This window comes from Haloarcula hispanica ATCC 33960, from assembly GCF_000223905.1.
GTDB lineage: Archaea > Halobacteriota > Halobacteria > Halobacteriales > Haloarculaceae > Haloarcula > Haloarcula hispanica.
In genome coordinates, this window is record NC_015948.1 from 15,072 (window position 1) to 42,048 (window position 26,977).

The window sequence follows — 26,977 nt, forward strand, 5'->3', positions numbered from 1 at the left end:
CTCACACACCGGACAGGAAGCTTATGATGCCGGCCGGGGTAGGTTCCAAGTATGAGTGAACAGCGGTCCCTCCTCGTTCGGGCGGTGTGGTTTCTGCTCGTCGGCTGGTGGGTCACTGGCATCTGGCTCTCGGTCGCGTGGCTACTGAACGTCACGATCATCGGCATCCCGCTGGGCATCAAGATGATAAACAGGGTACCGCTCGTGCTGACGCTCAAGCGACGCGACCGACTCGTCACAGAGACCGACGGTGGCTCGCAACACTCGCTGCTCGTCCGCGCGGTCTGGTTCGTCTTCGTCGGCTGGTGGGCCAGCGGCGTCTGGACCGGCGTCGCGTACGCGCTATCGGTGACGATCATCGGTCTCCCGCTGGCGATCTGGATGTACAACAAACTGCCGTTCGTCGTCTCTCTGTACCAGTACTGACGGTCAGTCCAGGTACGGCTTCTCGATGTCGGTTTCGACGGGAATGAGGGCGTTTATGCGACTGGTAATGCCATCGAACAACGTGATAAGCGGGGAGAGCACGCGCTCGACGATCCGGACCGGCGATGCGACAGTCAGTGCCCATTTCTGTGCGTTGCCGAGGCCGAACGCCTTCGGCACGATCTCGCCGAAGATCAGGATGAGGAAGCTGGTGACGACCGTGGTTGCAACGACCGCCGGCCCCGGGGAGAGATAGCTCGCGACGAGGACGGTGATGATGCTCGAAATCGCGATGTTGACGATGTTGTTGCCGACTAGCAGCGTCACCAACAGGCGGTGTGGGTTGTCGTACAGTTCCTCCAGCACCTTGGCCTGTCGGTCGCCCGTCGCCGCCTGTTGTGCTATCCAGTCCTTCTGTAGCGAGAACACCGCGATTTCCGAGCTCGAAAAGAACGCGCTCAACCCGAGGAGCAAGACCACGGCGAGCCCGCCACCGATTGCCACGATAGGGTCACTCACAGCCTGTCTTCAGCGAGACGGGACAAGAAGGCGTCGACGCGGCCTGACGGCCCGCAAGCCGACGGATGCGGCGAAGGATACTCGACGTTCCAGCCCATTGTTACCGTATGTCGCTCGGCCAGGTGGAACTGGCATTGCGCGTCATCGCTGGCCTGTTCGTTATCGTCGCGCCGACGCTGCTGTTTCTGGGGCTCTGGCGTGGTCTTGAAGCGATGCGTGACGACGAGCTCATCCAGCAGGTCCACCACCGCGCCGAGATGCGGGACCAGTCGCCTACCAGAGCCGACTGGCCAGTCGACACGCTCACCGGCGACGAGGCGTCACCGCTGTCGGAGACCAATATGTCGGTCGTGACCTGTGGCACCTGCGGTACGCCGAACATGCAAGACGCCTCCTACTGTCAGGAGTGTCTCACAGAACTGGAGTAGTCAGTCTAATCTGTCGCTTTCGCCGACCTGAATCGCTATCGTCGGCTCGGGCCGCTCGGCGCTACAGTCGATGTCCCGCTCGATGGCGTACGTTTTTGGCTCCGTCCGGTTCGGGTCAATCGGCAACTCGGCGGTGACGGCGTAGGACTTCGTCGTCGAAGCGCCGATGGTGTCCTCGTCCCACTGGATATCGGTGTCTACGTACACGCTGTCCTGCGGGTGGTCTGTCGGCCCGACCAGACAGCCCGAAAGCGAGGGGAGGTCTAGCGCTCGCAGGAACGGTGACGGGTTCGATGCGGTAACGGCTCCGATTTCCGCCTCGATGTACGGGTACCTGTCCGGGGTCTCCGGCTCCGGGACCGACACGGTGACGGACTCGTTTGTCTGCACATCGTAGGTCACCCCGCCACTGAGCGCGTCGGCTCCCACGAGCACCCCGCTCACGACGAGCAGGCCGCCGAGCGCGACCGTCGCCGTTCGGCGCGACGGTGTCGGAATCCCTGCCCGGAGCGCGTAGCCGAGCCCGACGAACAGTCCCGCCGACGCGGCGAGCAACAGGAACGTGCCAGTTTCACCCGGCGAATACCGAACAACGACGTAGCCGGCGAACACGACGTAGGTCACGCCACTGAGAGCGAAGGCTACGACGTCAAGCACGTCCCGTTCGAGGGCCACGCCCGCAACGAACAGCGCAACAAAGCCCAGCAACAGCAGCGCCGCTTTCACCGTTATCGAGAGATCAAACACGACGTCCCGGACGAAATACAGGAGCGCCGCCGCGGCGAACAGAATACCGAGTGCGTACAGGAGTTTCCCGCTGTCGATAGCCAGGCGCATGGAGGGTCACCGGCATTTCTCTTAGCTGATAGATAAAGCCACGGCTGGACAGCACAGGCCTGTGTGATGCAGAAACCGGACAGAAAAACAGAACCCTGGTCTCAGTCGTCAGCCGTTGCCCGTCCAGCGTCAGCACCGTTGGACAGCGGCGTCCGCTCGACGACCGTCCCGTCGTAGGTCGGGTACTGCTCGACGATTTCGCCCTTCTCGACGTCACCTTCCTCGACCATCTCCTCCAGCAGCCACCAGGCGAGTTCGACGTGCTCGGATTTGACGGTGTAGTACTCTTCGGGGACGCCGAGGGTTTCAAGCCGAGCCTCGGAGGTCCAGGCCTTCCCGTAGACGAGCGTCCCGTCGTCGGTCACGTCGTCGAACGGGCGGCGGATGTTGCGCGCCATCCGCTTGAGCCGCGAGCGGTGCTGGGCGGCGTCTTTGAACACGCTCGTACAGAAGTACACCTTCTCGTGGTCGCCCATCTTCTCCAGGATGTCGTGGGACCCCTCGACGGCGCTCATGTGGTCCTCCTTCAGTTCGAAGCCCTCCTCCTGCATCCGTCGGTAGTTCCCGTCGGACATCTCGAACTCGTTGATGTTACAGAAGTCGGCCGCGCCCTCGTCGAGGAATTCGAGGAACTCCTCTTCTGCGCGGATGCCGGGAATCTCGAAGGCGGGGGTCAGCCCTTCTTCGCGGGCGATGTAGAGGATGTCTTCCCACTCGGTCCCGTGGAGGTCGCCCCACTGCTCTAGAGGCGGGTGGAAGCGGATCTCGTCGAGGCCGGCTTCCGAGAGGCGGCGCATGTTCTCGCGGCCGCCGGGGATACCGGTGTAGAGGTGCGTGTGGTGGTCCTCGCCGAACTCTTCTTTCAGCAGTTCCAGGTAGTGACAGGTCCGGTCGAGCACTTCCTGGGGTTCGCCGCCGGTGATCGATGTGCCGAGCGCGCTCATGCGCTTGGCCTCCTCGATGACGTCCGAGTCGTCCTCGACGGGACGCTCGTTGGCGTACATCTGGGTGACGTTCTTGCGGTTTTCCCCGAGGGGACAGTAGAAGCAGTCTCGCTGGTCGCAGTAGCCGTAGACGAACAGCACCATCTTGCCGCCTTTGGCACACTGTTCGCAGCCCTCGGAAATCATTGTCTCTAGCCACCGCTCCCAGCGGGAAAAAGCGTGCGCATCGGTTCTGGCGTGGGACGGGACGGCATGGACGTGGTCCGAACGGTGCGCACGTTCCCCAGCGCCCTTATCCGGCTTCCCGACGCAGAGGCTGGTATGACAGACACCGGGACCGGAATCACCGGGTCCCGCCGCCGTCGCGGCCTCGCGGTCGTCTTCTTCGTCGTCTTTCTGGACCTGCTGGGCTTCGGCATCATCATCCCCATCCTCCCGTACTACACGCGCACGTTCCCGGGCGGGACGGAGTTCGTCATCGGACTGCTTGCGGCTTCGTACTCCGCGATGCAGTTCGTCTTCGCGCCGCTGCTTGGCTCGCTGTCGGACCGCGTCGGCCGCCGCCCGGTGCTGGTGGTATCGCTGTGTGGGTCCGTCGTCGCTTGGACTGTGTTCGGGCTGGCCGACGCGCTGTGGCTCCTGTTTCTGTCCCGGATGCTGGCCGGTGCGATGGGCGGCAACCTCTCGACGGCGCAGGCCTACGTCGCCGACGTGACGCCGCCGGAGCGCCGGGCCGCCGCCTTGGGTTTCATCGGGGCCGCGTTCGGCCTCGGGTTCATCTTCGGCCCCGGCATCGGCGCGGTGTTGAGCTTCGACGCCACGGTCGCCGCCGTCGCCGGTCTCTTGCCGGCGGCTGTGCCCATCTCTCGGTTCTCGATCCCGAGCTTCGCCGCCGCGGCCGCTAGTCTTGCCGGTGTGTTCGTCGCACTGTTCTTTCTCCCTGAGTCCAGAACCGCGTCCACCTCGACCACGATAGAGCGCACGTCGGGAATCACCCAGCTCCGGACGGCAGTCGCGACCCCAGGCCTCCGGCCGCTGCTCGCGGCCTTCTTCCTCGTCTCGTTTGCCTTCTCCGGGGTTCAGGTGATGTTCGTCCCCTACGTCGCCGACATCTACGGCTACACGGCCGCCCAGAGCGCGCTCCTGTTGACATATATCGGCGTCGTCGCGGTCATCACGCAGGGTGTCCTCGTCGGCCGCCTCTCGGCCCGCTACAGCCCGGTCCGGCTCTCGCTGTTCGGGACCGGGCTGCTTGTCGTCGGCGTCGGCGCGATCCCGGCTTCGCGGGCCATCGGCTCGGTTCTTCCCGACCTGACCGCGCTTGTCCCGTTCCTCACTGCCGACCTGCTCGGCCTCTTGCTCGTGTTGACGCTGTTACCGCTTGGCAACGGCATCCTCTCGGTGACGCTGACGGCGCTCGTGTCCCAGCGGGCCAGCGCCGCGGTTCAGGGGAGCGCCTTCGGCATCACGCAGGGCGCCGGCAGTCTCGCCCGGACCGTCGGCCCGCCGGTCATGGGTGGGCTGTACTTCGCCGTCGGCTACTGGTCGCCGTTTGTCGCCGGGAGCGTGCTGTTGCTCCCGGTCCTGTGGCTCGTCTCCCGACTGGGCGTGACACAGGAAGCTTACGAGCCCCGGCCGGCGGACCCGGGCCACGCCAGATAGGGACCGCTGTCAACGACTCTACCCTACTTCGCTCACCTTGACGGGTTCGCTCATTGAGGGTGGGGTTTGTCCGTGGACTCTGCCTCGAACCCGTCAGGGTACGGGGTGTATCCCCGACTTGGCGTCACTGTCCCGGACTTCAGGGCGTATTGACTGACGCCCCTCCCACGCGAGGACTGTTGCTCGCGTCGGAGATACACATCTGCCACGTTCTTGGCAGCGTTGTAGTCAGCGTGATTCTGATTCCCACACTTCTGGCACTCGAACGTATCGCGTGACGGGCGATTCTCGTCGTGGATGAACCCACACTCGGCGCACCGCTTGCTCGTGTTCTTTGGATTCGTCGTATCCACGAACAACCTTTCGGCTTCGGCCTTGTACTCGACGTACTCGCACAGTCGGTCGAACGCCCACTCCGAGTGCCACGCTGCTTCGGACAACCTCTGAACATGATGATCGTTTCCTCCCCATCCTACTGCGCTACTCACTCGCTCCGCTCGTTGCGTTGCTCCTTGAGGACGGGGACTCCACTGGATAAAGTTGAATCGGCTGGGGCCCCTCTCGTCCGTATGGATGACGAGGAGTCCGACCCCGTGGGCGGGCCACTGCCGGCAGCGGAGTCGTTCGACGACAGGGTGCTTGGGGTCAGCGAGTCGCTCATCCGATACGTCGAGGTCGTCGCAGCGCTGGTGCTGGTCCTGCTCTTTGCCATCGGCGTCTTCGACCTGACCCTCCAGATATTCCAAAGCGCGCTCCGCGGCGACATCACCGATCCGCTGGTCGTCGTCGGCTTCATCGACACGGCCCTGCTCCTCTTTATTATCGTCGAGGTGTACCAGACCGTCGTTGCGTACACGCAGGAAAGCGAGACGCGCCGCATCGTCCGTCTGGTGATCTACACGGGTGTCATCGCGATGGTCCGGAAGGCTATCATCTTCCGCACCGGTGAGTACAGCTCCGAACAGGCCGCGCTCACCGCCGCAGCGGCGTACACGCTCATCATTCTGGGGCTCGCCGCGCTGTTGCTCGTCGAGCGGCGGACCCGGGGGACGCTGCCTGAATCAGGGTGAGGCGGTCCCGAAAGAAGTTAAACACAGACGGCGTAGCGCCGGTAGATGCTGCTGGTGCTGTGTATCGACCTCGACGACGACCTCGGCCGTAAGACCGGCATCGAGACGCCAGTCATCGGGCGCGATGCCGTCGTAGATGCAGCGGTGGCGCTGGCCTCGAACGACCCGGAGGACTCCGACGTGAACGTCCTCTTCGAGGGCGTCCACATCTACGACGACATCACCGACGAACCGGTCGAAGTCGCGGCCGTCACCGGTGTCGACGGGAGCGACGTGGCCGCCAACCGGGCGGTCGGCGAGGAGGTCGATACCGTTCTCGCGTCGCTGGCGGCCAGCGAGGACGTGCGGGCGCTCATCGTCACCGACGGCGCACAGGACGAATCGGTGGTCCCTGTCATCCGCTCGCGGGTCCGTATCGACGGCGTCCGCCGCGTCGTCGTCCGCCAGGCCCAGAACCTCGAATCGATGTACTACACCATCAAGCAGGTGCTCGACGACCCGGAGACCCGCGGCACAATTTTGGTTCCGCTCGGTATCCTCCTGCTCATCTACCCGCTGACAATCGCCATCGAGGCGCTGGGCTACCCCGGCTCCGCGCTGGGTGTCATCTCTGGCCTGCTTGGACTCTACATCCTCGCCCGGGGCCTCGGCGCTGAGAAGATACTGGACGAAGCGGTCGAGCGGACGACGTCCGGACTGTACGCCGGGCGCGTGACGATCATCACCTACGTCGTCGCGGCCGCGCTGCTCGCTATCGGCGGCGTCAGCGGCGTTCAGGAACTCGAACGCCAGACCGACCCCGACGCTCTGGAAGTCATCGCGTCGCTGGTTTCGGGAGCGATCCAGTGGTTCGCCGCCGCCGGCATCACCTCCAGCCTCGGCCGCGTGACCGACGAGTACCTCGACGGGAGCTTCCGCTGGCGGTATCTCAACGCCCCCTTCTACGTCCTGTCGATTGCCGCCGTGTTGCACGCCGTCAGCGCCTTCTTCCTCGGGATTCGGGATCTGGAGTACCTTGCGGTGATGCTCACCGGCGGGACCCTGCTTGGTCTGGTCAGCACGCTGGCCTTCGCCGTCGCGGAGGCCCGCTTCGACCACCCCGAACAGCACAATCAAGGCCCCGGCGGTCCCTCGTCCGAGTGATGTACGTCTCCCGTGCCGTCGAGAGCCTGCGTGCGGACCCAATCGAAGGCGAGCCTGTCGAGTTGCTTCTCGAAACGGCTGAGGATGCTGACCCCGACCGTGTCGCCGCGGCCGTGGCGGCCGCCGGCGCGACCGTCGAGCGCCACCTCCAGTTCGACGACCTGCTGGTCTCGACCACGCAGGACGAAATCGACGCCCTCTGTGAGCTGGACGGGCTGACCGCGATTCAGACCGGGAACGTCAACGCCATTACGACGGCTGATGACGTCGAAGAAGACCTCGACCACGGTGACTGACCGGCGATCGCGTTCCGCATTTCTTTTGTCACTACCGGAAGTACACGACAGCGAGGGCACGTAGCTCAGTCCGGATAGAGCGTCGGACTTCTATCTCCGCTGGCGCTGCCATCGGGGGAAGATATCCGACGGTCGTGGGTTCGAATCCCACCGTGCCCGTGAAGCCGCTGAACGATAGTGAAGCGTGCTGAACCGCAGCACGCAGGGGGATTCGAATCACGCCAGACCGAACGAAGTGAGGCCTGGCCTCGGGTGAGAATCCCACCATCCCGCCATCTCCGAATAAAAGCAACGTAGACAGCCACGCTACACGCCGAGGAGTCACATTCTCAAAACAACCAAGCGCGCCATCGGTCGCATTCCAGCGTCCCCCACAGTTCGCTGCCGGCTGACCGCTCTGAAAATGCCTGTCACCGCCCGTATGTCTCACCAGAACCAGTCTTTAGAATGTCGCAGTGAAGGGTGCACTACTGCCAATACCTAGTCGGCTCGCATGACCTGTCAGAGGCACGGAACCCGACTTGGGGGGATGGTATCAGTTTCGCACCCTCCACAACCATGGTTTTCCCGGCGAGACGTATGAAACAGCGACATTTTCACACCCAGCTATTGTTTTGAAAACACGGGTGAACCATCGGTACTGCTACTACTGGGACTGTGCCTGCTCACAGGGCCAGCCCTACAGCGACACCGAGCTGTTCCGGTCTCCGAACGGCTCCGGCGCTGTGTCTGAATGCGTCCGAACCCCGGTGCTACGCTTCTACGATGTCGTCTTCCATGGCAGCGACCTCAGTGAGAATCGCTTCGACGTCGTCGTCGGAGACGCCGTTCTCCCGGAGCGCGGCTTCGAGGTGGGTCGCGACGTTGGCGAACGCTTCTTCGGTGATTCCCATGCCTTCGTGGGCGGTCTGCATGTCATCGCCGTCGTAGTCGACCGGTCCGCCGGCGACGGCACTGATGAACTGCGCCTGGTGGCTGCGGAGCTGGTCCATGTCGGTCGCTTCGAAGTACGGGTCGAGTACCGGGTCGTCGAGCACCCGGTCGTAGAAGTCCGAGACCACCGCGTCTACCGCGTCGCGACCGCCGATCCGCTCGAAAATGGACTGTGATGCCATTGTCAGGTGACAGGTAAGCGGCCGGCATGACAGTTGTGGAAAAACATATTCGGCACAGAACGCCGCGTTAGCGCTCCGACGCGATGCGTGGCCTAGCGACGCTCTCAAAGTAGGCCAAGCGCTCATCGAAGCGCTACAGCCGTTTGCGCCGTCGCTGCCGACCGACCAGTACCACCGACAGTATGCCGAGCGTCCCGAGCATGGTCCACTCCCCGTGACGGTCGGTGACGGGCCGTGCGGTACCGACGCCGTGCTTGCCCTCGTCGTCGCCGCTGGTCGCTGTGGCCGGGCTGCTATCGACTGACGGCGCGAAATTCGCCTGCCGGTCGGTCGTATCCGCTACGCCGCTTCGCTGCAGGTCACGATCAGTGAGCGCGTCGGTCTGGACTGACGGCGCGGTGTCAGTGACAGCCTGTCGAACGAACGCGTCGAGGTCGTCCCCGGCGACAGCCGACACCGTCTCGGCGAACAGCCTGAGTGTAATTCGCTCGTCTCGCCGAGTCAGCCCGTCGAGGACCGCTTCGAACGTTCGGTTCCCGTCGGTCGCCTGCCGGAGGCGGGCGTCGATAGCCGCGACGACACGCGTTCCCTTGTGGTACTGCGCGCCCGGCCCGTCCCAGCTATCGGGCTGTGTCAGGTCAGCGGTTTCGTGGCGCTCGGTCGTAATCCTCTCATGAAACTGGTCTTTTTCGATACCGCTCGCGCTGTAGGTGAGCGCCGCGGTGTGATAGTCCGCGCTCCCCTCACTGAGCCAGTCCATCGCCGGTGTCGTCTCGAACGTCTCCCGGGTGTGGCGGTACTCGTGGACCCAGACGTTGACCGGGGAACGGACGGGTTCGCCGGCGTTGACGATGACATCCGACTCGCCGTTCGACGGGGAGTACCCGCCCGGTGCGAGTTCGTTCGGCGCGACGAACACGCGGATGTGGTCGTGATCCGTTCCGGCGGTCGAGGCACGCTTCGCGTGACTGATGGAGTCCAAGACGGCGGTTCGGTTGGGTCGCAGGTCCGCAGCCGCCGGGACAACGAGGGTGATTCGGTCCCCGTCGACTGTTCTGAGTTCTGTCTCGTGTGGGCCGATGTAGGCGGCCGTACGCCCGGCGACACCGTTCTGGCCAGGCGCGAGTACGAGCGACTCGTTCCATCTGGGCCGCGGCCCGGCGCGCCAGCGCCAGCGGGCACGCAGTGACACTTCCTGTCTGGCCAGCAGCGTCCAGTTGTCGGTGCCGGCGGTCCGCTGGCCGAACGTCGTCGAGAGTCCGACCGGCACAGTGTAGGTCAACTGTGCTGTCCTCGTATCGCCGCTGAGACGCCAGCGGTCGCCATCTGACCGGAGGCCGTCGGCTCGGAGGACTGTCGTCTCCGCCGGCGTCCGCACCGACAGTCCAGTGACGTGCCGTGGTCGCTCAATCGTCGCGGTCACCCGTACCCGACCGGTCTGGGTCGGCTCTCTGTCGATTGCGTACCGGACATCAATCGAACTATCGCTGTCGCTGGTGCCGATTTGTGCCGGTGGACTCGACTCGACACCGAGGGCGACTGGAGACGTGCAAACCAGAAGCAGGCAAACCAGCCCTGCCGACATCTGCGTTCTCATAGCTCTGGGCGCTGCCGAATGCTACGCGACAACCAGCGAGTGGCAGTAAAGTGTGTGCCGGTGAAAATCTCAAACGTAATAACAGGCTGTGCGGCGCGGAGATGGGGTCGCAAGCGTTTTGCCAGCGGCCACGTTATCCCCTGATATGGCCGATTGTCCGCTCGCAGACGACTGTCCCAAATTCACCGAACGAATTCAGGGGATGGGCTGTACCCACTACGGCGACCGTGGCGGCGCCGAGTGGTGCAATCACTACAACCAGCCCATCTCGGAACTCAAGAGCCAGCCGGTCAAGATGGGCGAGGAAGTCGCCGTCGACGTCGAGGACATCCACGAGAGCGGTGCCGGCGTCGGTCGGACCGAGGACGGCTTCATCATCATGGTGGACGGCGTGCTCCCGCCGGCCCGCTCGCTGGTCAAGGTGACGAACGTCCACTCGAACCACGCCCGCGCCGAGGAGGTCGAGCGACTGGAGATGGACGAAGAGCTCTCCGAATCCGAAACCAGCGAGAGCGACACCGATACCGACGAGACGGACGACGACCCCGACGACGACGGCCGGCGTCTCGGGAGCCGGGACAACTTCTGGGGCAGCTAGGCCGCTGTGCAGTCACGGTAACTGGGACAGTTTGCGAGCGGGACTTTTTGGGACAGTCGGTACTTCTCCTGGACATGGACCTCGAACTCGATGGCAACGCAGCGCTGTGTACCGCCGCGACGAGCGGCCTCGGACTCGCGAGCGCCGAAGCCCTCGCCGCTGAGGGTGCCGACGTGGCCGTCTGTGGCCGAACGCCGGAACACGTCGACGAGGCACGGGACCGGCTCGAATCAATCGGCGACGGCGACGTACTGGCCGTCGAGGCCGACATCACCGACCCCGATCAGATCGAAGCGCTCGTCGAGGAGACCGTCGACACCTTCGGCGGCCTCGACCACGTCGTTACCAGCGCCGGCGGCCCGGCCCCCGGACCGTTCATGGAGACGACCGAACGGGACTGGTACGGCGCGTACGACCTGCTGGTGATGAGCGCCGTCTGGACCACCCGGACCGCCTATCCGTATCTCCGGGACTCCGACGACGGTACTATCGTCAACATCACCTCCCGATCCGTCAGGGAGGTCATCGACGACCTGGTGCTCTCGAACGCTGTCCGCCGGGCCGTCATCGGCCTGATGAAGACCCAGGCCCGCGAGTTCGCGCCGGAGGTCCGCGTCAACGCCGTCCTCCCCGGTGCACACGAGACGCCCCGCATCGAGGAACTCGTCGAGGCGGCCGTCGAGCGCGGCGAGTACGATTCCTACGAGACGGGCATCGAATCGTGGTCCGACGCGCCGCTGCAGCGCGTTGGCCAGCCCGAGGAACTCGGAGACGTGGTGGCGTTCCTCTCGTCGGCCCGCTCCTCCTACGTCACCGGGACGGCCCTGCCCGTCGACGGCGGCGCGATGCGGAGCTAACAGCCCTGGCCGCCGATCCGCTCAGAATCGCTCGTCATCGCGTAGCTCCGACACGACCTCCCGAACGCGCTGAGCCTCGTCTTTCGGGACGACGAGTGTTCGGTTGTCGAAGGACGCCACCACGAGGTCTTCGACGCCGACGGCGCTGACGTGCCCGTCGCTCGCCAGCACGTTCCCGTCGGCGTCGATGGTGACCGCCTCCCCCAGCACCGCGTTTCCGTCTTGTTTGTCGAGGATGCGCTCGAAGGCGTCCCACGAGCCCAGGTCGTCCCAGTCCAGCGCCGCCGGGACGACGAAGGCGTTCTCGGCGTCTTCGAGCACAGCGTAGTCGATGCTCACCGGGTCAACAGCGGCAAAGGCGGCGTCATGGTCCCCGTCGTCGAGTCGCTCGACCATGGGTGCAAGCGGCGACGACGCCGCGGCGGACAGGAGGGCCGTCGGCGTCCACGCGAACAGGCCGGCGTTCCAGTAGAACCCCTCCCGGACGTACCGCTCTGCGGTCTCCCGGTCGGGCTTCTCGTGGAACGTTTCGACCGGCGCGAAGCCGTTCTCGGACGGCCCGGGCTTGATGTAGCCGTAGCCGGTCGCCGGCCGGTCGGGCTCAATGCCGACGGTAACAAGCCCCTCGGTTTCCACTGCGACTCGCGCGGCCGTTCGTGCGACCGTCTCGAACGGCCCCGAAATCCGGTGGTCGCTCGGCAGACACAGTAGAACGCAGTCGCCGACCTGTTCGCGGATGCGGTGGGCCGCGTACGCCAGCGCCGGGCCGGTGTCTTTGGGTTCCGGTTCGGTCAACACCGCAGCACTCGGCGCGCGCGTTCGCACCCCGTCGGCGAACGATTCGCGCGTCAACACGTAGGTCTCGTCCGCGAACCCCACTCGATTGACAGTCTCGGCGAGCAGTGACTCCTCTTCGCCAAACGAGAGAAACTGCTTTGGCCGGTCGCTCCGGCTCGCCGGATACAGCCGTGTGCCGGTTCCCCCGGCCAGGACGAGCGCGACGATTGGACGCTCCATACTCGGAGTTAACCCGGCCAGTGCTAAAGTGTTATACTGGCGAACCTGTTGAAAAACGGTCGGAGCCGCTGCCGGCAGCCGCTTACCACGTCTCTATTGTGCCGTCTCTGATGTCCTCGACACAGCCCTGACAGTCCGGACTCTCTGCGTCGTAGCAGACTGGCCGACGCTGCTCGTCCATCGACACCGCGCGGTACTCGGCGTGGCGGCGACAGACGATTCGAGCCCGGCCCTCCTCGTCCCTGGGCAGGCCGGCCTCCGCCGACCGCTTGCCGTTTTTGTAGGCCTTCTTCGCGTCCGAGAGCTGCTGCTCGGCCGACCGCAAGGTATCTCGGATGAACCGTGCGAGTCGGTCGTCGTCGGCCATACTGACCGTTGTGCCCCGCGACAAATCAATCTTCTCGCGTGGCTCTCGCGCCGCGACTGTGGGACCGCAACACCCTCACTCACTTTCACTTTCACTCCGCTGGGCGAGTGTTTATATCCGAAGGCGACCAAGCGTCGGATGTCTCCCAACGAAAACCAGGCGGAGACAGTGAAAGCCAATGACTGAGTCAGATTTGCGTACCCACGCGACAGAGATACACGAGCAGTTTTCCGACCAGCTAGAGATCGACGTCGACGACGTCGTCGAGCGGCTCGATACGCTGGTGAACGACTATCAGGTCCCCATCAGTGAGGCCCGCCGGAGCGTCGTCAACACGTACCTCGACGAGGCTGGTATGGACCGCGACCAGCTGGGCGGCGGCGACGGCGGCGGCAACGAGCAAGTGAACGTCGCCGATGTCGACGCCCCCGAGGAGTGGGTCGACGTTCGCGCGACGGTCGTCGAACTCTGGGAGCCGCGCGCCGACGCCGTGGCCCAGGTCGGCTTGTTGGGCGACGAGACGGGCACGATCAAGTTCACGAAGTGGTCGAAGTCCGACCTCCCGTCGCTCGAAGAAGGGAAGTCCTACGCCCTGCGCAACGTCGTCACCGACGAGTACCAGGGCCGCTTCTCCGTGAAGCTCAACCGGACGACCACTATCGAGGAACTCGACGAGGCAATTGAGGTCGGCGACGACAGCGTCGAGGCCGAGGGCGCGCTGGTCGACATCCAGTCGGGCTCCGGGCTCATCAAGCGCTGTCCGGAGGACGACTGCACGCGCGTCCTCCAGAACGGCCGCTGTAGCGAACACGGCGAGGTCGAAGGCGAGTTCGACCTCCGAATCAAGGGCGTCCTCGACGACGGCGAGGAGGTCACCGAGGTCATCTTCGACGAGGACGCGACCGAGGAGCTGACCGGCATCGCCCTCGAAGAGGCGAAGGAGATGGCGATGGACGCGCTCGACACCACCGTTGTCGCCGACGAGATGCGACAGAAAATCCTCGGCCGGTATTACCGCGTCCGCGGTCCGACGTTTGGCCGCTACTTGCTCGCCGACGAGCAGGAGCGACTGACCGGGGCCGTGGATGCAGACGAGATTCTCATCAAAGCGAGGTCGATCTAAATGGCGAGTACACCCACCCGCGAGGTCGCACGGCGCGTCTTCGCACGCGAGTTCAACGACGCGAGCTACACGTTCAAGGAATCCGACGACGACCGCGCGCCGGTGTACGTCCTCCTGCCGACCGGCCAGCGCGCCAACCGCGTGTTCCTGGTCGGGACCCTCACCGAAACCGAAGACGTCGGTGAGGACAGCGAGTACTGGCAGGGCCGGGTCGTCGACCCCAACGGCGACACGTTCTTCATGTACGCCGGGCAGTACCAGCCCGACGCGGCGTCGATGCTGCGCGAACTGGAGCCGCCGGCCTACGTCGCTGTCGTCGGCAAGCCACGCACCTACGAGACCGACGAGGGCGAAGTGAACGTCTCGATCCGCCCCGAGTCCATCTCGAAGGTCGACGAAGCGACGCGGGACCGCTGGGTCGTCGAAACGGCCGAGCGAACGCTTGACCGGGTCAAGCGGTACAAGGAAGCCGACATGGAGGACCCGGCCACTGACGAGTATATCTCGATGGCTGACGAGGAGTACGAGCAGTTGTCAATCGAGAACTATCGGCAGTCGGTCGTCGGCGCGCTGGAGAGCCTGCAGGACGAACAGGCCGAAGCCAGCGCGGACTGACCGCGGCACCGTCCTCGATTTTTCGCTGCTGGCAGGTCGACCGGCGCTACGGCTCTAGTAGCTCGATTCGGTTCCCTTCTGGATCGACGACGAACATGATCGTCGTCCCGCTCTCGGTCGTTTGCGGGCCGCTGAGCGTTTCGACATCATCGGGTAGTCGGTCGGCGACCGCATCGAGGTCGTCGACTTCCAGCCCGGGATGGGTCGCTCCCGGTCGATTGAGGTCCGGGTCCGGCATCGCCTCGCCTTCCGGCTCGTAGCTCGCCAGTTCCAGACGCGCGCCGCCGGCGTCGAGGTGCACCAGTTCGGCGCTGGCCCCTTCGATGTCGACGGCGGTGCCGAACGCCTCGTCACCGACCGAGAAGCGCGTCAGCACGTCGAGTCCGAGCACGTCGCGGTAGAACTCGACGGCGCGGTCCAGATCGCTGACGATGATACCGAAGTGGTGAGCGGTCGCGTCGATGTCTGTCGCCATCTCTGCCGGAACCGAGGTCGGCCGGCTGTTAAATCACAGCGGTTCGACTGTCGTCAGAGACGGCCACCAAGGGACCGGTCCGGTAGCGTCTGACAAACGATTAAATACGTTGCTGCTGAAACAGTACATAACTATGGGCAACAAAAACAAGACTATCTCCTTCCGCGTCAGCGAGGACAAATTCGAAACCCTCCGCGAAATCGCCGAGGAACGCGATATCTCGCTGTCCGCAGTTTTTCGTGACTACGTCGACACGCTTGTTTCCCACGACGGTCAGGTGAAGGTCGCGCCGGAACACGAGTTCGAGGACGACGCAACCGAGACCAGTACCGAGAGCTTCCCGCCGAAAGTCGAAGTTCCGAAGAGCTTCGTCCGCGAGCACGAGCGACTCGAACTCGAAGCCGAACACCTCCGCGAACAACTGGAAGAACACAAGCGCTACGTCACGAAGCTCCGCCAGCAACTCGACGAGATGGATCAAGACGAGGTCATTCATCTCGAAGACCTCGATCAGGGCGAAGAGGAAGACGCCTCCTATCGCATCGGCAGCTTCGACGACCTAGAGTAACCGCTGGCGTTTCTGCTGTACGTCCTCGGCGACGTCGTCGCGCCCATCGACATCGGCCAGGGTTTCCACGGCTTCTAACGTTCTGACGGAGTTATCGAGGAAAGAGAGCACGTCGCCCGGATACGCATACAGCATGTAGTCGTCGCTCATCACGTCGACGATTGCGTCCGGCCCCATTCCCTGTTCGCGCAGTTCCAGCAGGTACGAGATGAACTTCCGCTCGGCACAACCACAGTGGGGGTTGGCCTCACAGTCACAGTCGAGGAAGTCCTCAGCGAAATCCAGGACTCGCTCTCTGGAGGCTTCGTCGAGCTTTGCCAACCCCTCGCCCTGAAACAGGATGTCCAGCGTCGCACCCTTGAACGCCCCCTTCGGGAAGCTCGTCTCTAGCTGGGAGGCGAGCTGCTGGTGGTTCTTGACGTAGATTTTGTCCGTGATGGCCACGCGTGCCTCTCTGTACGCGTCGGCTGTGTAAAAGCGTCTCGAAGCAGCCGGTGAGCTATCGTAACAATTGAAATGGTTTACACACTGACCGCATTGCAGGCGTGCGAGCAGGTGTGCACTGATTTTCAATGGCTACTATAGTCGAACTCAACTCCGAACCGACGTGCCACCGCTGTCACGCGCTCTCACGACTCACTGGTTCCCCGATTCGTAACGTATTTCTGTTCCAGCGGAATATCTATGATTGCCTCAATAAGCGTGTCCGGGTTGGGGTAGTGGTATCCTTCAGCCTTGTGGTGGCTGAGACGTGGGTTCAATTCCCGCACCCGGACTGTATCAATTTTCTTATATGTTTTGAACCGAGGACATCAGTACGTTTAGTTTTACTTTCACCCCACTCGGCTCATATTTACTATCTACTACGTTCTTGTCTGCCCTGTGAAAGAGTTTGACTGTCCGACATGTGGTCGGGTATTCGATAGTCGACGTGGTCTTGGGGTGCATCATAGCCGCGTCCACGACGAACGGCTACCGAATAGAGAGTGCAACCATTGTGGAGATTCCTTCTACTGTGAGTCCGCCCGAGCCTACTGTTCGAAGCACTGCCACGATGCCGCTGTATCGTACGAAGGAAAAGCCAATCCGAACTTTTCGGATGCGACAGAGCAGACGAATTGCGAGGTCTGTGGCGCGAAGTTCGAGTATTACCCGTCGGAGAAAGATGGGGTATACTGCTCTGACTGTGTCGAGAACGCGGCGTGGCGCGACCCGCCACAAATTTCTGGAGCTGCACACCACTCGTGGTCCGGTGGCAAACTATCGGTCTCCTGTGACGTTTGCGACGCCCGCATTGAGCGATATCCGAGTCAGATTCAGAGTGAAGTCGTCCTCTGCAGCCGTGACTGCCACGCGGAGTGGCTTTCGGCGGCGTTCACCGGTGACGGGCATCTGAACTGGCGCGGCGGTGGTGTCGGCGAGTACGGACCGGGATGGCGGTCGGTGCGCGAGCAGGCCCTGGCGCGAGACGACCACGCTTGCGTGCTGTGTGGCACTGCTGCCGAGGAACTGGGACGGAACCCGGATGTGCACCACATCGTGCCGGTTCGGTTGTTCGCCGCGATGCCAGCGCTCGCCGTCCGAGACGCACACACGCTGGACAACGTCGTCTCGCTGTGTCCGGGCTGTCACCGTCGAGCCGAGTTCGGTCACGTTTCGCGGGCGGAGTTGCGTTGGCGGGCCGGTATCCCTCGAATAGATACCCCCGTCGCAGGCGGCGCGATGGCGTAACTGGACCGGAATCTACACAATCAGTCCCGCCGCCAGTACGCGTATGTCACCAACTGTCGACGAACTGCGGAACGAGATCCGCGAGGCTGTCGGGCGGTACGAACGCCCGGTCTCGACTGCTTTCACCAAGGAAGCTCTGGCGGCCATCTGCGAAGCTGTCGGGTACGATATCGACACGGACCGACTGCCGTCGAAGCCGCAGATGCGGGCGGGGATTCTCTGGACAATCGGCGAGCGCGAGGACGACGACCCGGCGGACGCGGAACAGCCCTTCCGGAAGGGAGAACTCGAAGCGATTGCCGCGGCGCTGTCCGACGAGTAACGGTGCCCTTCGGCTGGTGCGAGGTTTCCAGTTGACCGTCAGAATGCGGAGCTATTTGCTTCCCGACAGCGAATTAACCAGTATGGCACGCAACCGCTCCCCGACGTTCGAGAACAGGCAAACTGCCGGTCGACGGCTGGGAGAGGCGTTGCGCGAGCGAGATATCGCGGTCGACATCGTCCTCGCGATACCGCGCGGTGGGCTGCCAGTGGGCCGCCCCGTCGCCGACGCGCTCGACGTCCCGCTGGACATCGCGGTCGCAAAGAAGATCGGCGCACCGAACAACCCCGAGTACGCTATCGGCGCCGTCGCCGCGGACGGAGCGGTCTGGCTCAACACCGATGTCATCGAGCAACGCGAGATACCCCGGGACTACGTTGCGAGCACACGAGCGGAGATGGCGGAAGCCGCCCGACAGAAGGCCCAGCGCTACCGCAGTTCGGAGTCGTCGCCGACACTTACCGGGAAGCGAGTCTGCCTCGTCGACGACGGCGTGGCGACGGGCGCGACGGCGCGGGCCTGCATCGAGCAGATCCGACAGGCCGGTCCCGAGCGACTCGTGCTTGCGGTGCCGGTCGCTTCGCCGCGGGCGATTTCGGACCTCGAAGCGCTGGTCGACGAGGTGGTCTGCTTGGAGGTCCCGTCGGCGTTCCGCGCCGTCGGCCAGTACTACGAGCAGTTCGACCAGGTTTCCGACGAGGACGCGATGTCGTATCTCGACGGCGAGTGACCGTTACCGCTCTATCCCTGATTCCGGCCGGACAGTCTCGGTCTCCGTCTCACCGATGGGGGTAAAGTCGCCGCTGGACTTGATAATCGAGAGCGCTGTCATGATGTCTGTCCGGGTGAGTAACCCCTCGAAGGAGTCGTCCTCGTCAGTGACGAGCAGGCGACCGACGGAGTTCTGCTGGAGCGAGGTCAGCGCGTCCATCACATCGGTCTCCGGACTGATTGTGATGATTTCCGTCGTCATCACGTCGCCGACGGTGTAGGCCTCGCGCTCGACCTCCTGAACGGCGCGGGCGTCTTCGAGCGTGACGAGGCCGACGACCTCGCCGCCGCGCTCGACCGGATAGCCGGTGTGACGCTCCTTGAACATCGTCTGGATGAGTTCCCGGACGGACATGTCCTCGGGGACTGTCGTTACGTGGTCCGCCGGCGTCATCACGTCCGCGACGGTGACGCCCTCGAACGCGGCCCGCATCGAGGTCTGGCGGGACTCGCCCGCCGCGCCGATGTAGATGAAGAAGGCCAGGCCGGCGAGGAAGATATTTCCGAGGACGAAGATGCCAAACAGGCCGAGGAAGACGGCGAACACCTTCCCGACTTCGGCGGCGATGGTGGTGGCTCTGGCGTACGACCGCCGGCGGGCCAGCAGCGCGCGCAGGACGCGGCCGCCGTCCATCGGGAAGCCGGGGAGCATATTGAACGCCGCCAGTGCGATGTTCATCAGCGCCAGATAGCCGAGGATGAACCGTGCTGATTCGATGGCTGTCGCCGCACCGCTTGGGAGAAGCTGGAACGCGACGAAACAGACAGCGCCGACGGCGATACTGACGATGGGGCCGGCAATAGCGATGACCAGCTCCTGTTTCCAGTCTTCGGGCATCTCGCTGAGCTGGGCGATGCCGCCGAACAGCCAGAGCGTGATGGAGTCAATAGGGAAGCCATAGCGGATAGCGACGAGGGAGTGGCCGAGTTCGTGGAGGACGACGCCGGTGAACAGGCCGAGGGCCGCACCGATGCCGAGTACCCAGACGAGCGCGCCGTCGGTAAGGACGGCCGCGTCCAGCCCGGCGTTCAGCGTCCCGTTCAACAGCTCGGTCGTCTGCTCGATCTGTGTCCCGATAATCCAGGCGAACAGCGGTAGCACGAGGAGAAACGTCAGGTCCAACTGGATGGGGATTCCAAACGCGCTTCCGATGCGAAACCGGCGCATATCGGGAGGTTGACGCGGGACGGTCTTAAGCCCCCTTGCGGGACTGCCGCAGTCACCACTGCCGGTACCCCTTTGCGCCGAGCCCGTGATGGACCGCATATGAGCGACCCACTGATTCGCCGCGCGGACGACATCGAGTACGAACCCGTCGACGCCGCCGACGGGCTGGAAAAAGGCGTCCTCATCGGTGAGGACAACGGCGGCGGCAATCTCGCACTCCGTCGCTTCACGCTCGCCCCCGGCGGCAGCGTGCCGAAACACACCAACGAAATCGAACACGAGCAGTACGTCCTTTCCGGACGGTACACCGTCGGCATCGAAGGCGAGGAGTACGACGTCGGGGCGGGCGACAGCCTCCATATCCCCGCTGGCGCTGTCCACTGGTACCGCAACGACGGCGACGAACCGGGTTCCTTCCTCTGTGCGGTTCCCGCCGGCGATGACGAAATCAAACTGCAAGAGTGACTGCTAGCATGTGCATCTACCACAGGCGTAGCAACAACTGAGCACCAGAGCGCCCAACACAGAGCCGACTACCCAATCCAGGCCGGGTGGGACCGAAAGGGGCGAGCCGCTGGGCGTTCGAGACGACGTAAGCACCGCAGGGAGTGCAACGACCGAGGAGCGCAGCGAGTCGCAGTAGTCCAGCGGCTCGGGGCTTTCTGGCTGTTCGAAACCGTAGCCGCGTGATTCGTCCCGCTCACAGCTAGTCCGAACCGCTCAAGTAGCGCAGTCGCCACTAGATAATTGTGTCACAGCAGGCCGCACAGGTAGAGACGCTGTTCCTCCACGAACACGGCGAGGAGTTCCGCGTCGCCGCCCACCGGGACGGCGAGCGGCTCTTCCACGGTATCCTCGAACTCAAGGAGACCGACGCCGGCCCCCGCCCGCGTCGGCTCCGCGTCAAGGACGGAACCAGCGAGGAGCTTCGCTCGCCCGACCAGTTCGTCGACCTCGCCCGCCGTGCGGCCCGCATTCGCATTTCAGAGCAGACTGCTCCGCGTGCACGCGAGCGAATTCGCGAGATGCTCGACGCGTACCAGATCGAGGCCAAGGTCGCCCGGACCTGTCGGCTGTGTGCCTCCGACGGGCGCTACTCGCCGATTACCAGCGAGACGGCTATCGAGACTGACGACGAGACCATCTGCCCGGAGTGCGCTCGCCAGCAGCTCGACCGAGAACTCGCCTACAAAGGAAACATCGGCGGCGACGCTCGCGACCGGCTCGAAGAGCTCCTGCTCGAAGTGCAGGACCTCGACCGGGTGACGAACCTCCTGTCGGGCCAACTGGACCCGGACCTGACGAAGTTCGACGAGATCTCGGCCACCGTCGACGAGGTCGACCCCGTTCGCGTTGATTCGCTGGACCTCCACCCGGGCATGCAAGAACACCTCGAATCCCGGTTCGACACCCTGCTCCCGGTCCAGAGTCTCGCCGTCGAACACGGAGCCACGGAGGGCCGCGATCAGCTGGTCGTGAGCGCGACGGCGACGGGGAAGACGCTCATCGGCGAGATGGCCGGCATCGACCGCGTCCTGAACAACAAGGGAACGATGCTGTTTCTCGTCCCGCTGGTCGCGCTCGCGAACCAGAAGTACGAGCAGTTCCAGGACCGCTACGGCGACATGGTCGACGTGTCGCTGCGCGTGGGCGCGAGCCGCATCGCCGACGAGGGCGGACGCTTCGACCCCGAAGCCGATGTCATCGTCGGGACCTACGAGGGAATCGACCACGCGCTCCGGACCGGCAAGGACCTCGGGACGGTCGGGACCGTCGTCATCGACGAGGTGCATACGCTCGGCGAGGACGAGCGAGGCCACCGCCTCGACGGCCTGATTTCCAGACTCAAATACTACTGCGAGTCCGGCGGCGCACCCGACAGCGGCGATACGCAGTGGATTTACCTCTCGGCGACGGTCGGCAACCCCGGCCAACTGGCCGACCAGCTCCGGGCGACGCTCATCGAGTTCGAGGAGCGGCCGGTCCCCATCGAACGCCACGTCACGTTCGCCGACGGCCGCGAGAAGATCGAGACGGAGAAGAAGCTCGTCAAGCGAGCCTTCGACAACAAGTCGAGCAAGGGGTACCGCGGCCAGACCATCATCTTCACGAACTCCCGACGCCGGTGTCACCAGATTTCACGCAAACTGGAGTACAGCTCCGCGCCGTACCACGCCGGGCTGGACAACCGGAAGCGCCAGCGGGTCGAGCGGCAGTTCGCCGACCAGGAGTTGGCGGCGGTCGTGACGACGGCGGCGCTGGCGGCGGGGGTCGACTTCCCGGCCTCGCAGGTCATCTTCGACTCGCTTGCGATGGGTATCGAGTGGCTCACCGTTCAGGAGTTCAGCCAGATGCTCGGCCGGGCTGGTCGCCCGGACTACCACGACAAGGGCACCGTCTACATGCTGGTCGAGCCGGACTGTACGTACCACAACAGCATGGAGATGACCGAGGACGAGGTGGCGTTCAAGCTCCTGAAAGGCGAGATGGAGCCGGTCATCACCCGCTACGACGAGGGCGCGGCCGTCGAGGAGACGCTGGCGAACGTCACCGTCGCCGGCAAGCAGGCCAAGCGGCTCAACGACCGGATGGTCGGCGAGGTCCCGACCAAGCACGCGCTCGGGAAGCTACTGGAGTACGAATTTATCGACGGGCTCTCACCGACGCCGCTCGGCCGAGCCGTGACCCGGCACTTCCTCGCGCCCGACGAGTCGTTCCAGCTGCTCGACGGCATCCGAAAGGGACAGCACCCCTACGAGATCGTCGCCGACATGGAACTGCGCGACGAGCACTGAGCCGCGTTCGTTCCGCAGACCTGTCGGCCGAGTATCCTTTCGGCGTACATTCTTGTAGCGGCACGTACTTCCGGTGTCCATGGGCCTGTTCGATACGATCCGTCGCGCCGTCGGTGGCGATGACTCGTCGACCGACGGGGACGAGCGGGCGGCCGGGGGCGACCCGCCGTCCGACGATGGGCCGGACCTTCTGGATACAGCGACGCTCGACCCGACGACGTTCCGGGAGTACGCCGAGCACGTCGTCGACGGCGCGGACCCGCTGACCTTCGACCCCGACGCGCTTGCCCGCCTCGATACGGCTATCGAGGAGAGCTACGACGGCAAAACCGTCGGCGACGCCGCGAGTGTGACGACCTACACCGAGAACACGGTTCGGTTCGGAAGCTACCTCGGCGAACTCCTCGTGCGGGCGTACGACGGCAAGTGGGTCCAGTCAGACGGTCGATGGGGCGTCGCTGTCGCCGGCCCGAACGATGAGGTGGGTGTCGCGGTGTTCGACGTGGCCGCTCGCTCGTTCGCCGACAAACCGGTGTTTGCGGCCGTCGTGACGCGTCTGGAATCCGACCTGGAACTGGATAGCATACAGAGTACCGACGACGGAGGTCTGACAGAGCCGGGCGCGGACGAAATCGACGCCGACAGTGTCGTCTCCGAACCGACGCGGGTCGTTAGCCGCGTCGACGATGGACAGGCGGACGAACGCGACGGACCGCCCGAACCGACGGCGACAGATGAGCGAAGTGAGGCAACTGCCGGCGACACCGCTGATACCGATTCGTCCCAGGCCATCGAAACAGAGCCGACCCGAATCGTCCGGCGGGTCGAATCCGAGTCGGAAGGCGAAGACCGGCCGGACGACACCGACCCCACACCCGCCACCAGTGAGGTCGCTGACGAGCCAGAGAACGAGCCACCGTGGAGCAGTGACGACGCCGACAGTTCGACCGCTGACATCGGCGAGGACGCAGATCCAGAGACGACCGAGTCAGCGTCAGACGATGCCGGCAGCGAGCTGTCGGCCGCTAAAACCACCGAGGAGGGGTCGACTATCGACTCAAGCGATGCGGAGCCGGCCACCGAACCCGCTGCCGAGCAATCGGCTGTTGATACCGCCGATGAGCAACCAACCGCCGAAACACCGGCAGCGGACTCGACCTTCGACGCCGCTGAAGACGGACCGACTGCTGACACGACTGATGCTGTCGAGACGACGGCCGATGCCGATGATACCGCTGATATGGCCACTGCCGACGAAGCGGCCGCGTACATCGACGAAGCGGAACCGACAGCCGACAGTGCTACAGCGGACCCCTCGGACGAAGCGCCGGCGGCCGAGACACTTCCCGAAGACTCGGCTATCGACACTCGCGACGAGGACCGAACTGTCGACGCGCCCGCGGGAGCAGCAACCGACACATCTGCTGACGAAGCAGTGACCGATACAGCCGACGACGGAGCGGCCGGGACATCGATAGACGACGAATCAAAGCCCGATATCTCGCCGGATGCGTCGTCAGACGTCGCTACAGACGCGGAGGCGGTTTCCGAAACCACGGGTGACGAGTCGCCTGCAGACACCGCTGACGCCGCGGGGGTCGATGACACGCCGGCAGCCGTTGCGGAATCCGACGCCGTGGAACAGTCCGATGATCGTCCCGACACATCGGCTCCTGTCGGGGATGTCGAGGCGTCTGATGCCACTGAGACTGCACCGTCACAGGACGCAACCGCTGACGAGACGCCTGATACGGCGGCCGCTGACGAACGTGAGCAGCCTGCTTCCACCGGCAGCGACTCGACCGCTGGCTCGATGGCCCGCTCGTGGGAACCCGGCACGGTCCGGGCGGACCACGCCGACACCGCCGTCGAGTTCGCCGACTTCTGGGGCGAACACGACCTCGATTTCTCGCCGGCCTCGCTTTCGCGGCTCGACGATCTGGTCGACGCGGAGTGGGACGACGAGCGATTCGCCGAGACGACGTTCGGGAGCGACGACTCCTTCGACGACCGCGCGTTCACCAGTGTCGTGCGGGAACTCGGCGGCTACTTCGGCGAAGTACTCGTCCGGCAACTCGACGGCAAGTGGACCGACGAGACGGACCACGAAGCGGCCGTCGTCGTCGGCGGACCGGGCGGGCAGTTCGCCATCCCCGTCTTCGAGGTCGCGATAACCTCGCTCAGAAAACAGGCGGTGTTCGGCCGGAGCTACGACGCCCTGCTCGAAGACCTGGGTCGTGACGGGCCGACGCGGTGAGCGACGCGACACCGGCCAGGCGGTTTCTCGCTGTTGCTAGTCAGAGATGGGTATGACTGACGTGCTCCCGCATTCGGGACACTCGTCGTGGTCCGTGTAGAGGAGCGTATCACACTCGATACACCGGTGGGTGGCTTCGTCGTCGGACGCGTTCCCGACCTCCTGTTTCAGCTCCTCGACTTTTCGACCGAGATCGTTGAAAAGGCTCATTGCCACTCCTTCGGCCCGGACAGGGATAAACGTCGGCTGCCTGGTCAGGGTGTGAGCGGACGCCACCGCACGCAAACGACCCATGCTTTTGTCACTGGCGGCGCAGGGGCCAGACGTGTCGCTGCCACCTGTTACGCCGGGGATGTTGTTCGTCTTCGCGGTTATCGTCGCTGCGCTGGTGCTGTTTGCGACGGAGGCGCTGCCAGTCGACGTGACTGCTATCGCCGTCATGGTCGCGCTGATGCTGGCCGAACCGGTGACGGTGCTCGCGACCGACCTCGGGTTGCTTGCCGAGCCGGTGTACGTGTTACACCAGGCCGGTGACGGGATTTCGCCGCTGGACCGCGGGCTCTCTGGCTTCGCCTCGACGGCGACCATAACGGTGCTGGCGATGTTCATCCTCTCCGACGGCGTCCAGCGGACCGGCATCGTCCAGATTCTCGGCGCGAAAATCGCCTCGCTGACCGGGGACAGCGAAACGAGACAGCTCAGTGCGACCGTCGGGCTGGTCGCGCCTATCTCCGGGTTCATCAACAACACCGCCGCCGTCGCCATCCTCCTGCCGATGGTCACCGACATCGCGCACAAGGGCAAGCTCTCGCCGTCGAAACTGCTGCTGCCGCTGTCCTACGCCTCGATGTTCGGCGGGATGCTGACCCTCATCGGCACCTCGACGAACATCCTCGCCTCGCAGCTCTCGGCGGAACTGCTCGGCCGCCCGTTCAGCATGTTCGAGTTCACCCAGCTCGGCATCATCGTGACCATCGTCGGGACGATCTACCTGCTCACCGTCGGTCGCTATCTGGTCCCGTCGCGTATCCCAGCCGAGGAGGACCTCACCGAGGAGTTCGAGATGGGTGAGTACCTCACCGAGGTCGTCGTCCGCGAGGACTCCCCGCTCATCGGTCAGACCGTCGAGGAGGCCCTCAGGGTATCTGAGTTCGACGTGGACATCGTCCAGCTGGTCCGCGAGAAACGAACGTTCCTCGAACCCTTCGGCCAGAAAACGATTCGGGCCGGCGACGTCTTCGCGATTCGGACGGGCCGGGACACGCTCGTCGACCTCCTCGACGTCGAAGGGCTGGACGTGATTCCCGAAGTCGAGGTCGGTGAGGCAGAACTGGAGGCCGCAAACGAGCGAAAGAACCTCGTCGAGGTCGTCGTCGCTCCCGGCTCCTCGCTCATCGGTGAGACGCTCGTCTCCACGAGCTTCCGCCAGCGCTACGACGCAACCGTGCTGGCACTTCGCCACGGCCAGGAGCTGTACCGCCAGCGGATGGACCACGTCAAACTCCGCATCGGCGATACGCTGCTGGTGCAGGCCACCCCCGACAGCATCGACCGCCTCAACCGCAACAACGACTTCATCGTCGCCCAGGAGGTCGAACGGCCGGACTTCCGCCGGTCGAAGATTCCCGTCGCGGTCGGCATCGTCGCCGCCGTCGTCGGCGTCGCCGCGTTGACTCCGATTCACATCGTCATCTCGGCGCTGGGCGGCGCGCTCGCGATGGTCCTCACCGGCTGTCTCCGCCCGTCGGAACTGTACGACGCCGTCCAGTGGGATGTCGTCTTCCTGCTTGCCGGCGTCATCCCGCTGGGTGTCGCCCTGCAGGAGACCGGCGGCGCTGACCTGCTCGCGGAGCTGTTCGTCATGGGTGCCGGCAGCGTCCTCACCGCCGGGGGCGGCCTCGCCGTCGTCCTCGGGCTGATGTATCTCGTCACGGCGCTGTTGACGAACATCATCTCGAACAACGCCTCCGTCGTGCTGATGATTCCGGTCGCTATCGAAACGGCCCAGCAACTGAATGCCAACGCCTTCGCGTTCGTCCTCGCCGTCACCTTCGCCGCCTCGACGGCCTTTATGACGCCGGTCGGGTACCAGACGAACCTCCTCGTCTACGGTCCCGGTGGATACCGCTTCACTGACTACCTCCGTGTCGGAGCGCCGCTACAGGCCGTCTTCGCCGTCGTGACCACGCTCGGCATCGCGTACTTCTGGGGCCTCGCTCCCGCGTGACACAGCGGCCTCGCAACGAAACCCTTTACTCGCTGTCCGGTCGAGATGT

General features: G+C 64.3%; 29 protein-coding genes, 2 tRNA genes and 1 pseudogene. 20 read left to right on the plus strand and 12 right to left on the minus strand.

Annotated features, from left to right (window positions below; genetic code table 11):
* The first annotated feature begins 51 nt into the window (after positions 1-51).
* Positions 52-426, plus strand: coding sequence for a YccF domain-containing protein (locus tag HAH_RS00070; RefSeq protein WP_008307173.1), 375 nt, complete (start codon positions 52-54; stop codon positions 424-426).
* A 3-nt stretch (positions 427-429) separates the two neighbouring features.
* On the opposite strand, the gene HAH_RS00075 is transcribed toward HAH_RS00070, so the two are convergent.
* Positions 430-945 carry a CNNM domain-containing protein gene (locus tag HAH_RS00075; protein WP_014039053.1) on the minus strand — a complete coding sequence of 172 codons (516 nt, stop codon included), beginning with the start codon at positions 943-945 and terminating at the stop codon, positions 430-432.
* A gap of 107 nt (positions 946-1,052) precedes the next feature.
* Here HAH_RS00075 and HAH_RS00080 point away from each other — a divergent pair, with 107 nt between their 5' ends.
* On the plus strand, positions 1,053-1,373 hold the full coding sequence (locus HAH_RS00080) for a DUF7577 domain-containing protein (protein ID WP_014039054.1): 321 nt from the start codon (positions 1,053-1,055) through the stop codon (positions 1,371-1,373).
* Here the strand turns inward: HAH_RS00080 and HAH_RS00085 are convergent, their stop codons facing one another.
* Both HAH_RS00085 and HAH_RS00090 read right to left on the minus strand, forming a co-directional pair.
* Positions 1,374-2,210, minus strand: a complete 837-nt coding sequence (locus HAH_RS00085) for a hypothetical protein (RefSeq protein ID WP_014039055.1) — start codon at positions 2,208-2,210, stop codon at positions 1,374-1,376.
* A gap of 101 nt (positions 2,211-2,311) precedes the next feature.
* Positions 2,312-3,340, minus strand: coding sequence for a radical SAM protein (locus tag HAH_RS00090; protein WP_023843028.1), 1,029 nt, complete (start codon positions 3,338-3,340; stop codon positions 2,312-2,314).
* Positions 3,341-3,475: 135 nt separating this feature from the next.
* On the opposite strand from HAH_RS00090, the gene HAH_RS00095 reads away from it, so the two are divergent.
* Positions 3,476-4,816 (plus strand): MFS transporter, encoded by a 1,341-nt coding sequence (locus HAH_RS00095; RefSeq protein WP_044952103.1) that lies wholly within the window; start codon positions 3,476-3,478, stop codon positions 4,814-4,816.
* A 50-nt stretch (positions 4,817-4,866) separates the two neighbouring features.
* Here the strand turns inward: HAH_RS00095 and HAH_RS00100 are convergent.
* Positions 4,867-5,259 (minus strand): annotated as a pseudogene (locus tag HAH_RS00100) (zinc ribbon domain-containing protein); the annotation flags it as partial.
* Between the two features lie 126 nt (positions 5,260-5,385).
* On the opposite strand from HAH_RS00100, the gene HAH_RS00105 reads away from it, so the two are divergent.
* The 4 genes from HAH_RS00105 (at position 5,386) to HAH_RS00120 (ending at position 7,484) form a co-directional block, all read left to right on the plus strand.
* Positions 5,386-5,886: a phosphate-starvation-inducible PsiE family protein gene (locus HAH_RS00105; protein WP_014039058.1), complete on the plus strand. Its 501-nt coding sequence runs from the start codon at positions 5,386-5,388 to the stop codon at positions 5,884-5,886.
* A 45-nt stretch (positions 5,887-5,931) separates the two neighbouring features.
* On the plus strand, positions 5,932-7,029 hold the full coding sequence (locus HAH_RS00110) for a DUF373 family protein (RefSeq protein WP_014039059.1): 1,098 nt from the start codon (positions 5,932-5,934) through the stop codon (positions 7,027-7,029).
* A complete protein-coding gene (locus HAH_RS00115; protein WP_014039060.1) occupies positions 7,029-7,325 on the plus strand; it encodes a hypothetical protein in 297 nt (98 codons plus the stop codon). Before HAH_RS00110 ends, HAH_RS00115 begins: the two co-directional genes overlap by 1 nt.
* Positions 7,326-7,379: 54 nt before the next feature.
* A tRNA-Arg gene (locus tag HAH_RS00120) sits at positions 7,380-7,484 on the plus strand.
* Between the two features lie 593 nt (positions 7,485-8,077).
* Here HAH_RS00120 and HAH_RS00125 read toward each other — a convergent pair.
* Both HAH_RS00125 and HAH_RS00130 read right to left on the minus strand, forming a co-directional pair.
* Positions 8,078-8,440 carry a group I truncated hemoglobin gene (locus HAH_RS00125; RefSeq protein ID WP_014039061.1) on the minus strand — a complete coding sequence of 121 codons (363 nt, stop codon included), beginning with the start codon at positions 8,438-8,440 and terminating at the stop codon, positions 8,078-8,080.
* A 133-nt stretch (positions 8,441-8,573) separates the two neighbouring features.
* Positions 8,574-10,037: a M61 metallopeptidase family protein gene (locus tag HAH_RS00130; protein ID WP_014039062.1), complete on the minus strand. Its 1,464-nt coding sequence runs from the start codon at positions 10,035-10,037 to the stop codon at positions 8,574-8,576.
* Positions 10,038-10,182: 145 nt separating this feature from the next.
* Between HAH_RS00130 and HAH_RS00135 the strand changes: the two genes are divergently transcribed.
* Together HAH_RS00135 and HAH_RS00140 are read left to right on the plus strand one after the other, a co-directional pair.
* Positions 10,183-10,635 carry a TRAM domain-containing protein gene (locus tag HAH_RS00135; RefSeq protein ID WP_014039063.1) on the plus strand — a complete coding sequence of 151 codons (453 nt, stop codon included), beginning with the start codon at positions 10,183-10,185 and terminating at the stop codon, positions 10,633-10,635.
* A gap of 74 nt (positions 10,636-10,709) precedes the next feature.
* On the plus strand, positions 10,710-11,492 hold the full coding sequence (locus tag HAH_RS00140) for an SDR family oxidoreductase (protein WP_014039064.1): 783 nt from the start codon (positions 10,710-10,712) through the stop codon (positions 11,490-11,492).
* 21 nt (positions 11,493-11,513) lie between these two features.
* On the opposite strand, the gene HAH_RS00145 is transcribed toward HAH_RS00140, so the two are convergent.
* Positions 11,514-12,509, minus strand: coding sequence for a mannose-1-phosphate guanylyltransferase (locus tag HAH_RS00145; RefSeq protein WP_014039065.1), 996 nt, complete (start codon positions 12,507-12,509; stop codon positions 11,514-11,516).
* Positions 12,510-12,591: 82 nt separating this feature from the next.
* Positions 12,592-12,876 (minus strand): DUF7091 family protein, encoded by a 285-nt coding sequence (locus tag HAH_RS00150; RefSeq protein WP_004960042.1) that lies wholly within the window; start codon positions 12,874-12,876, stop codon positions 12,592-12,594.
* Between the two features lie 178 nt (positions 12,877-13,054).
* Here HAH_RS00150 and HAH_RS00155 point away from each other — a divergent pair, with 178 nt between their 5' ends.
* Both HAH_RS00155 and HAH_RS00160 read left to right on the plus strand, forming a co-directional pair.
* Entirely contained in the window at positions 13,055-13,999 is a 945-nt protein-coding gene (locus HAH_RS00155) for a replication protein A (RefSeq protein ID WP_014039066.1), read from the plus strand.
* Positions 14,000-14,614, plus strand: a complete 615-nt coding sequence (locus HAH_RS00160; RefSeq protein WP_014039067.1) for an RPA family protein — start codon at positions 14,000-14,002, stop codon at positions 14,612-14,614.
* A gap of 46 nt (positions 14,615-14,660) precedes the next feature.
* Here HAH_RS00160 and HAH_RS00165 read toward each other — a convergent pair whose 3' ends face one another.
* Positions 14,661-15,089 (minus strand): VOC family protein, encoded by a 429-nt coding sequence (locus HAH_RS00165; RefSeq protein WP_014039068.1) that lies wholly within the window; start codon positions 15,087-15,089, stop codon positions 14,661-14,663.
* Positions 15,090-15,222: 133 nt separating this feature from the next.
* Between HAH_RS00165 and HAH_RS00170 the strand changes: the two genes are divergently transcribed.
* Positions 15,223-15,657, plus strand: a complete 435-nt coding sequence (locus HAH_RS00170) for a CopG family transcriptional regulator (RefSeq protein WP_004515935.1) — start codon at positions 15,223-15,225, stop codon at positions 15,655-15,657.
* On the opposite strand, the gene HAH_RS00175 is transcribed toward HAH_RS00170, so the two are convergent.
* Complete coding sequence (locus HAH_RS00175; protein ID WP_004590290.1) at positions 15,649-16,101, minus strand: DUF5814 domain-containing protein; 453 nt, start codon at positions 16,099-16,101, stop codon at positions 15,649-15,651. The genes HAH_RS00170 and HAH_RS00175 overlap by 9 nt on opposite strands.
* Before the next feature lie 261 nt (positions 16,102-16,362).
* On the opposite strand from HAH_RS00175, the gene HAH_RS00180 reads away from it, so the two are divergent.
* From HAH_RS00180 to HAH_RS00195, 4 genes are all read left to right on the plus strand, one after another.
* A tRNA-His gene (locus tag HAH_RS00180) sits at positions 16,363-16,433 on the plus strand.
* Between the two features lie 106 nt (positions 16,434-16,539).
* Entirely contained in the window at positions 16,540-17,388 is an 849-nt protein-coding gene (locus tag HAH_RS20450; RefSeq protein ID WP_044951550.1) for an HNH endonuclease, read from the plus strand.
* Between the two features lie 43 nt (positions 17,389-17,431).
* The gene (locus HAH_RS00190; RefSeq protein WP_014039070.1) at positions 17,432-17,710 is read left to right on the plus strand and encodes a hypothetical protein; all 279 of its coding nucleotides are present in this window, start codon (positions 17,432-17,434) and stop codon (positions 17,708-17,710) included.
* Between the two features lie 82 nt (positions 17,711-17,792).
* A complete protein-coding gene (locus HAH_RS00195; protein WP_044951553.1) occupies positions 17,793-18,440 on the plus strand; it encodes a phosphoribosyltransferase in 648 nt (215 codons plus the stop codon).
* Between the two features lie 3 nt (positions 18,441-18,443).
* Here the strand turns inward: HAH_RS00195 and HAH_RS00200 are convergent, their stop codons facing one another.
* Positions 18,444-19,649: a CBS domain-containing protein gene (locus tag HAH_RS00200; protein ID WP_014039072.1), complete on the minus strand. Its 1,206-nt coding sequence runs from the start codon at positions 19,647-19,649 to the stop codon at positions 18,444-18,446.
* A gap of 99 nt (positions 19,650-19,748) precedes the next feature.
* Here HAH_RS00200 and HAH_RS00205 point away from each other — a divergent pair, with 99 nt between their 5' ends.
* The 3 genes from HAH_RS00205 to HAH_RS00215 all read left to right on the plus strand — a co-directional run bounded on the left by HAH_RS00205 (position 19,749) and on the right by HAH_RS00215 (position 24,701).
* Positions 19,749-20,114 carry a cupin domain-containing protein gene (locus HAH_RS00205; protein ID WP_014039073.1) on the plus strand — a complete coding sequence of 122 codons (366 nt, stop codon included), beginning with the start codon at positions 19,749-19,751 and terminating at the stop codon, positions 20,112-20,114.
* 284 nt (positions 20,115-20,398) lie between these two features.
* Complete coding sequence (locus HAH_RS00210) at positions 20,399-22,444, plus strand: DEAD/DEAH box helicase (protein ID WP_014039074.1); 2,046 nt, start codon at positions 20,399-20,401, stop codon at positions 22,442-22,444.
* Positions 22,445-22,523: 79 nt separating this feature from the next.
* Positions 22,524-24,701: a hypothetical protein gene (locus HAH_RS00215; RefSeq protein ID WP_014039075.1), complete on the plus strand. Its 2,178-nt coding sequence runs from the start codon at positions 22,524-22,526 to the stop codon at positions 24,699-24,701.
* Positions 24,702-24,737: 36 nt separating this feature from the next.
* Here HAH_RS00215 and HAH_RS19780 read toward each other — a convergent pair whose 3' ends face one another.
* Positions 24,738-24,911 (minus strand): glycyl radical enzyme family protein, encoded by a 174-nt coding sequence (locus HAH_RS19780; protein WP_014039076.1) that lies wholly within the window; start codon positions 24,909-24,911, stop codon positions 24,738-24,740.
* A 142-nt stretch (positions 24,912-25,053) separates the two neighbouring features.
* On the opposite strand from HAH_RS19780, the gene HAH_RS00220 reads away from it, so the two are divergent.
* Positions 25,054-26,928, plus strand: a complete 1,875-nt coding sequence (locus HAH_RS00220) for an SLC13 family permease (RefSeq protein ID WP_014039077.1) — start codon at positions 25,054-25,056, stop codon at positions 26,926-26,928.
* The last annotated feature ends 49 nt before the right edge of the window (positions 26,929-26,977 follow it).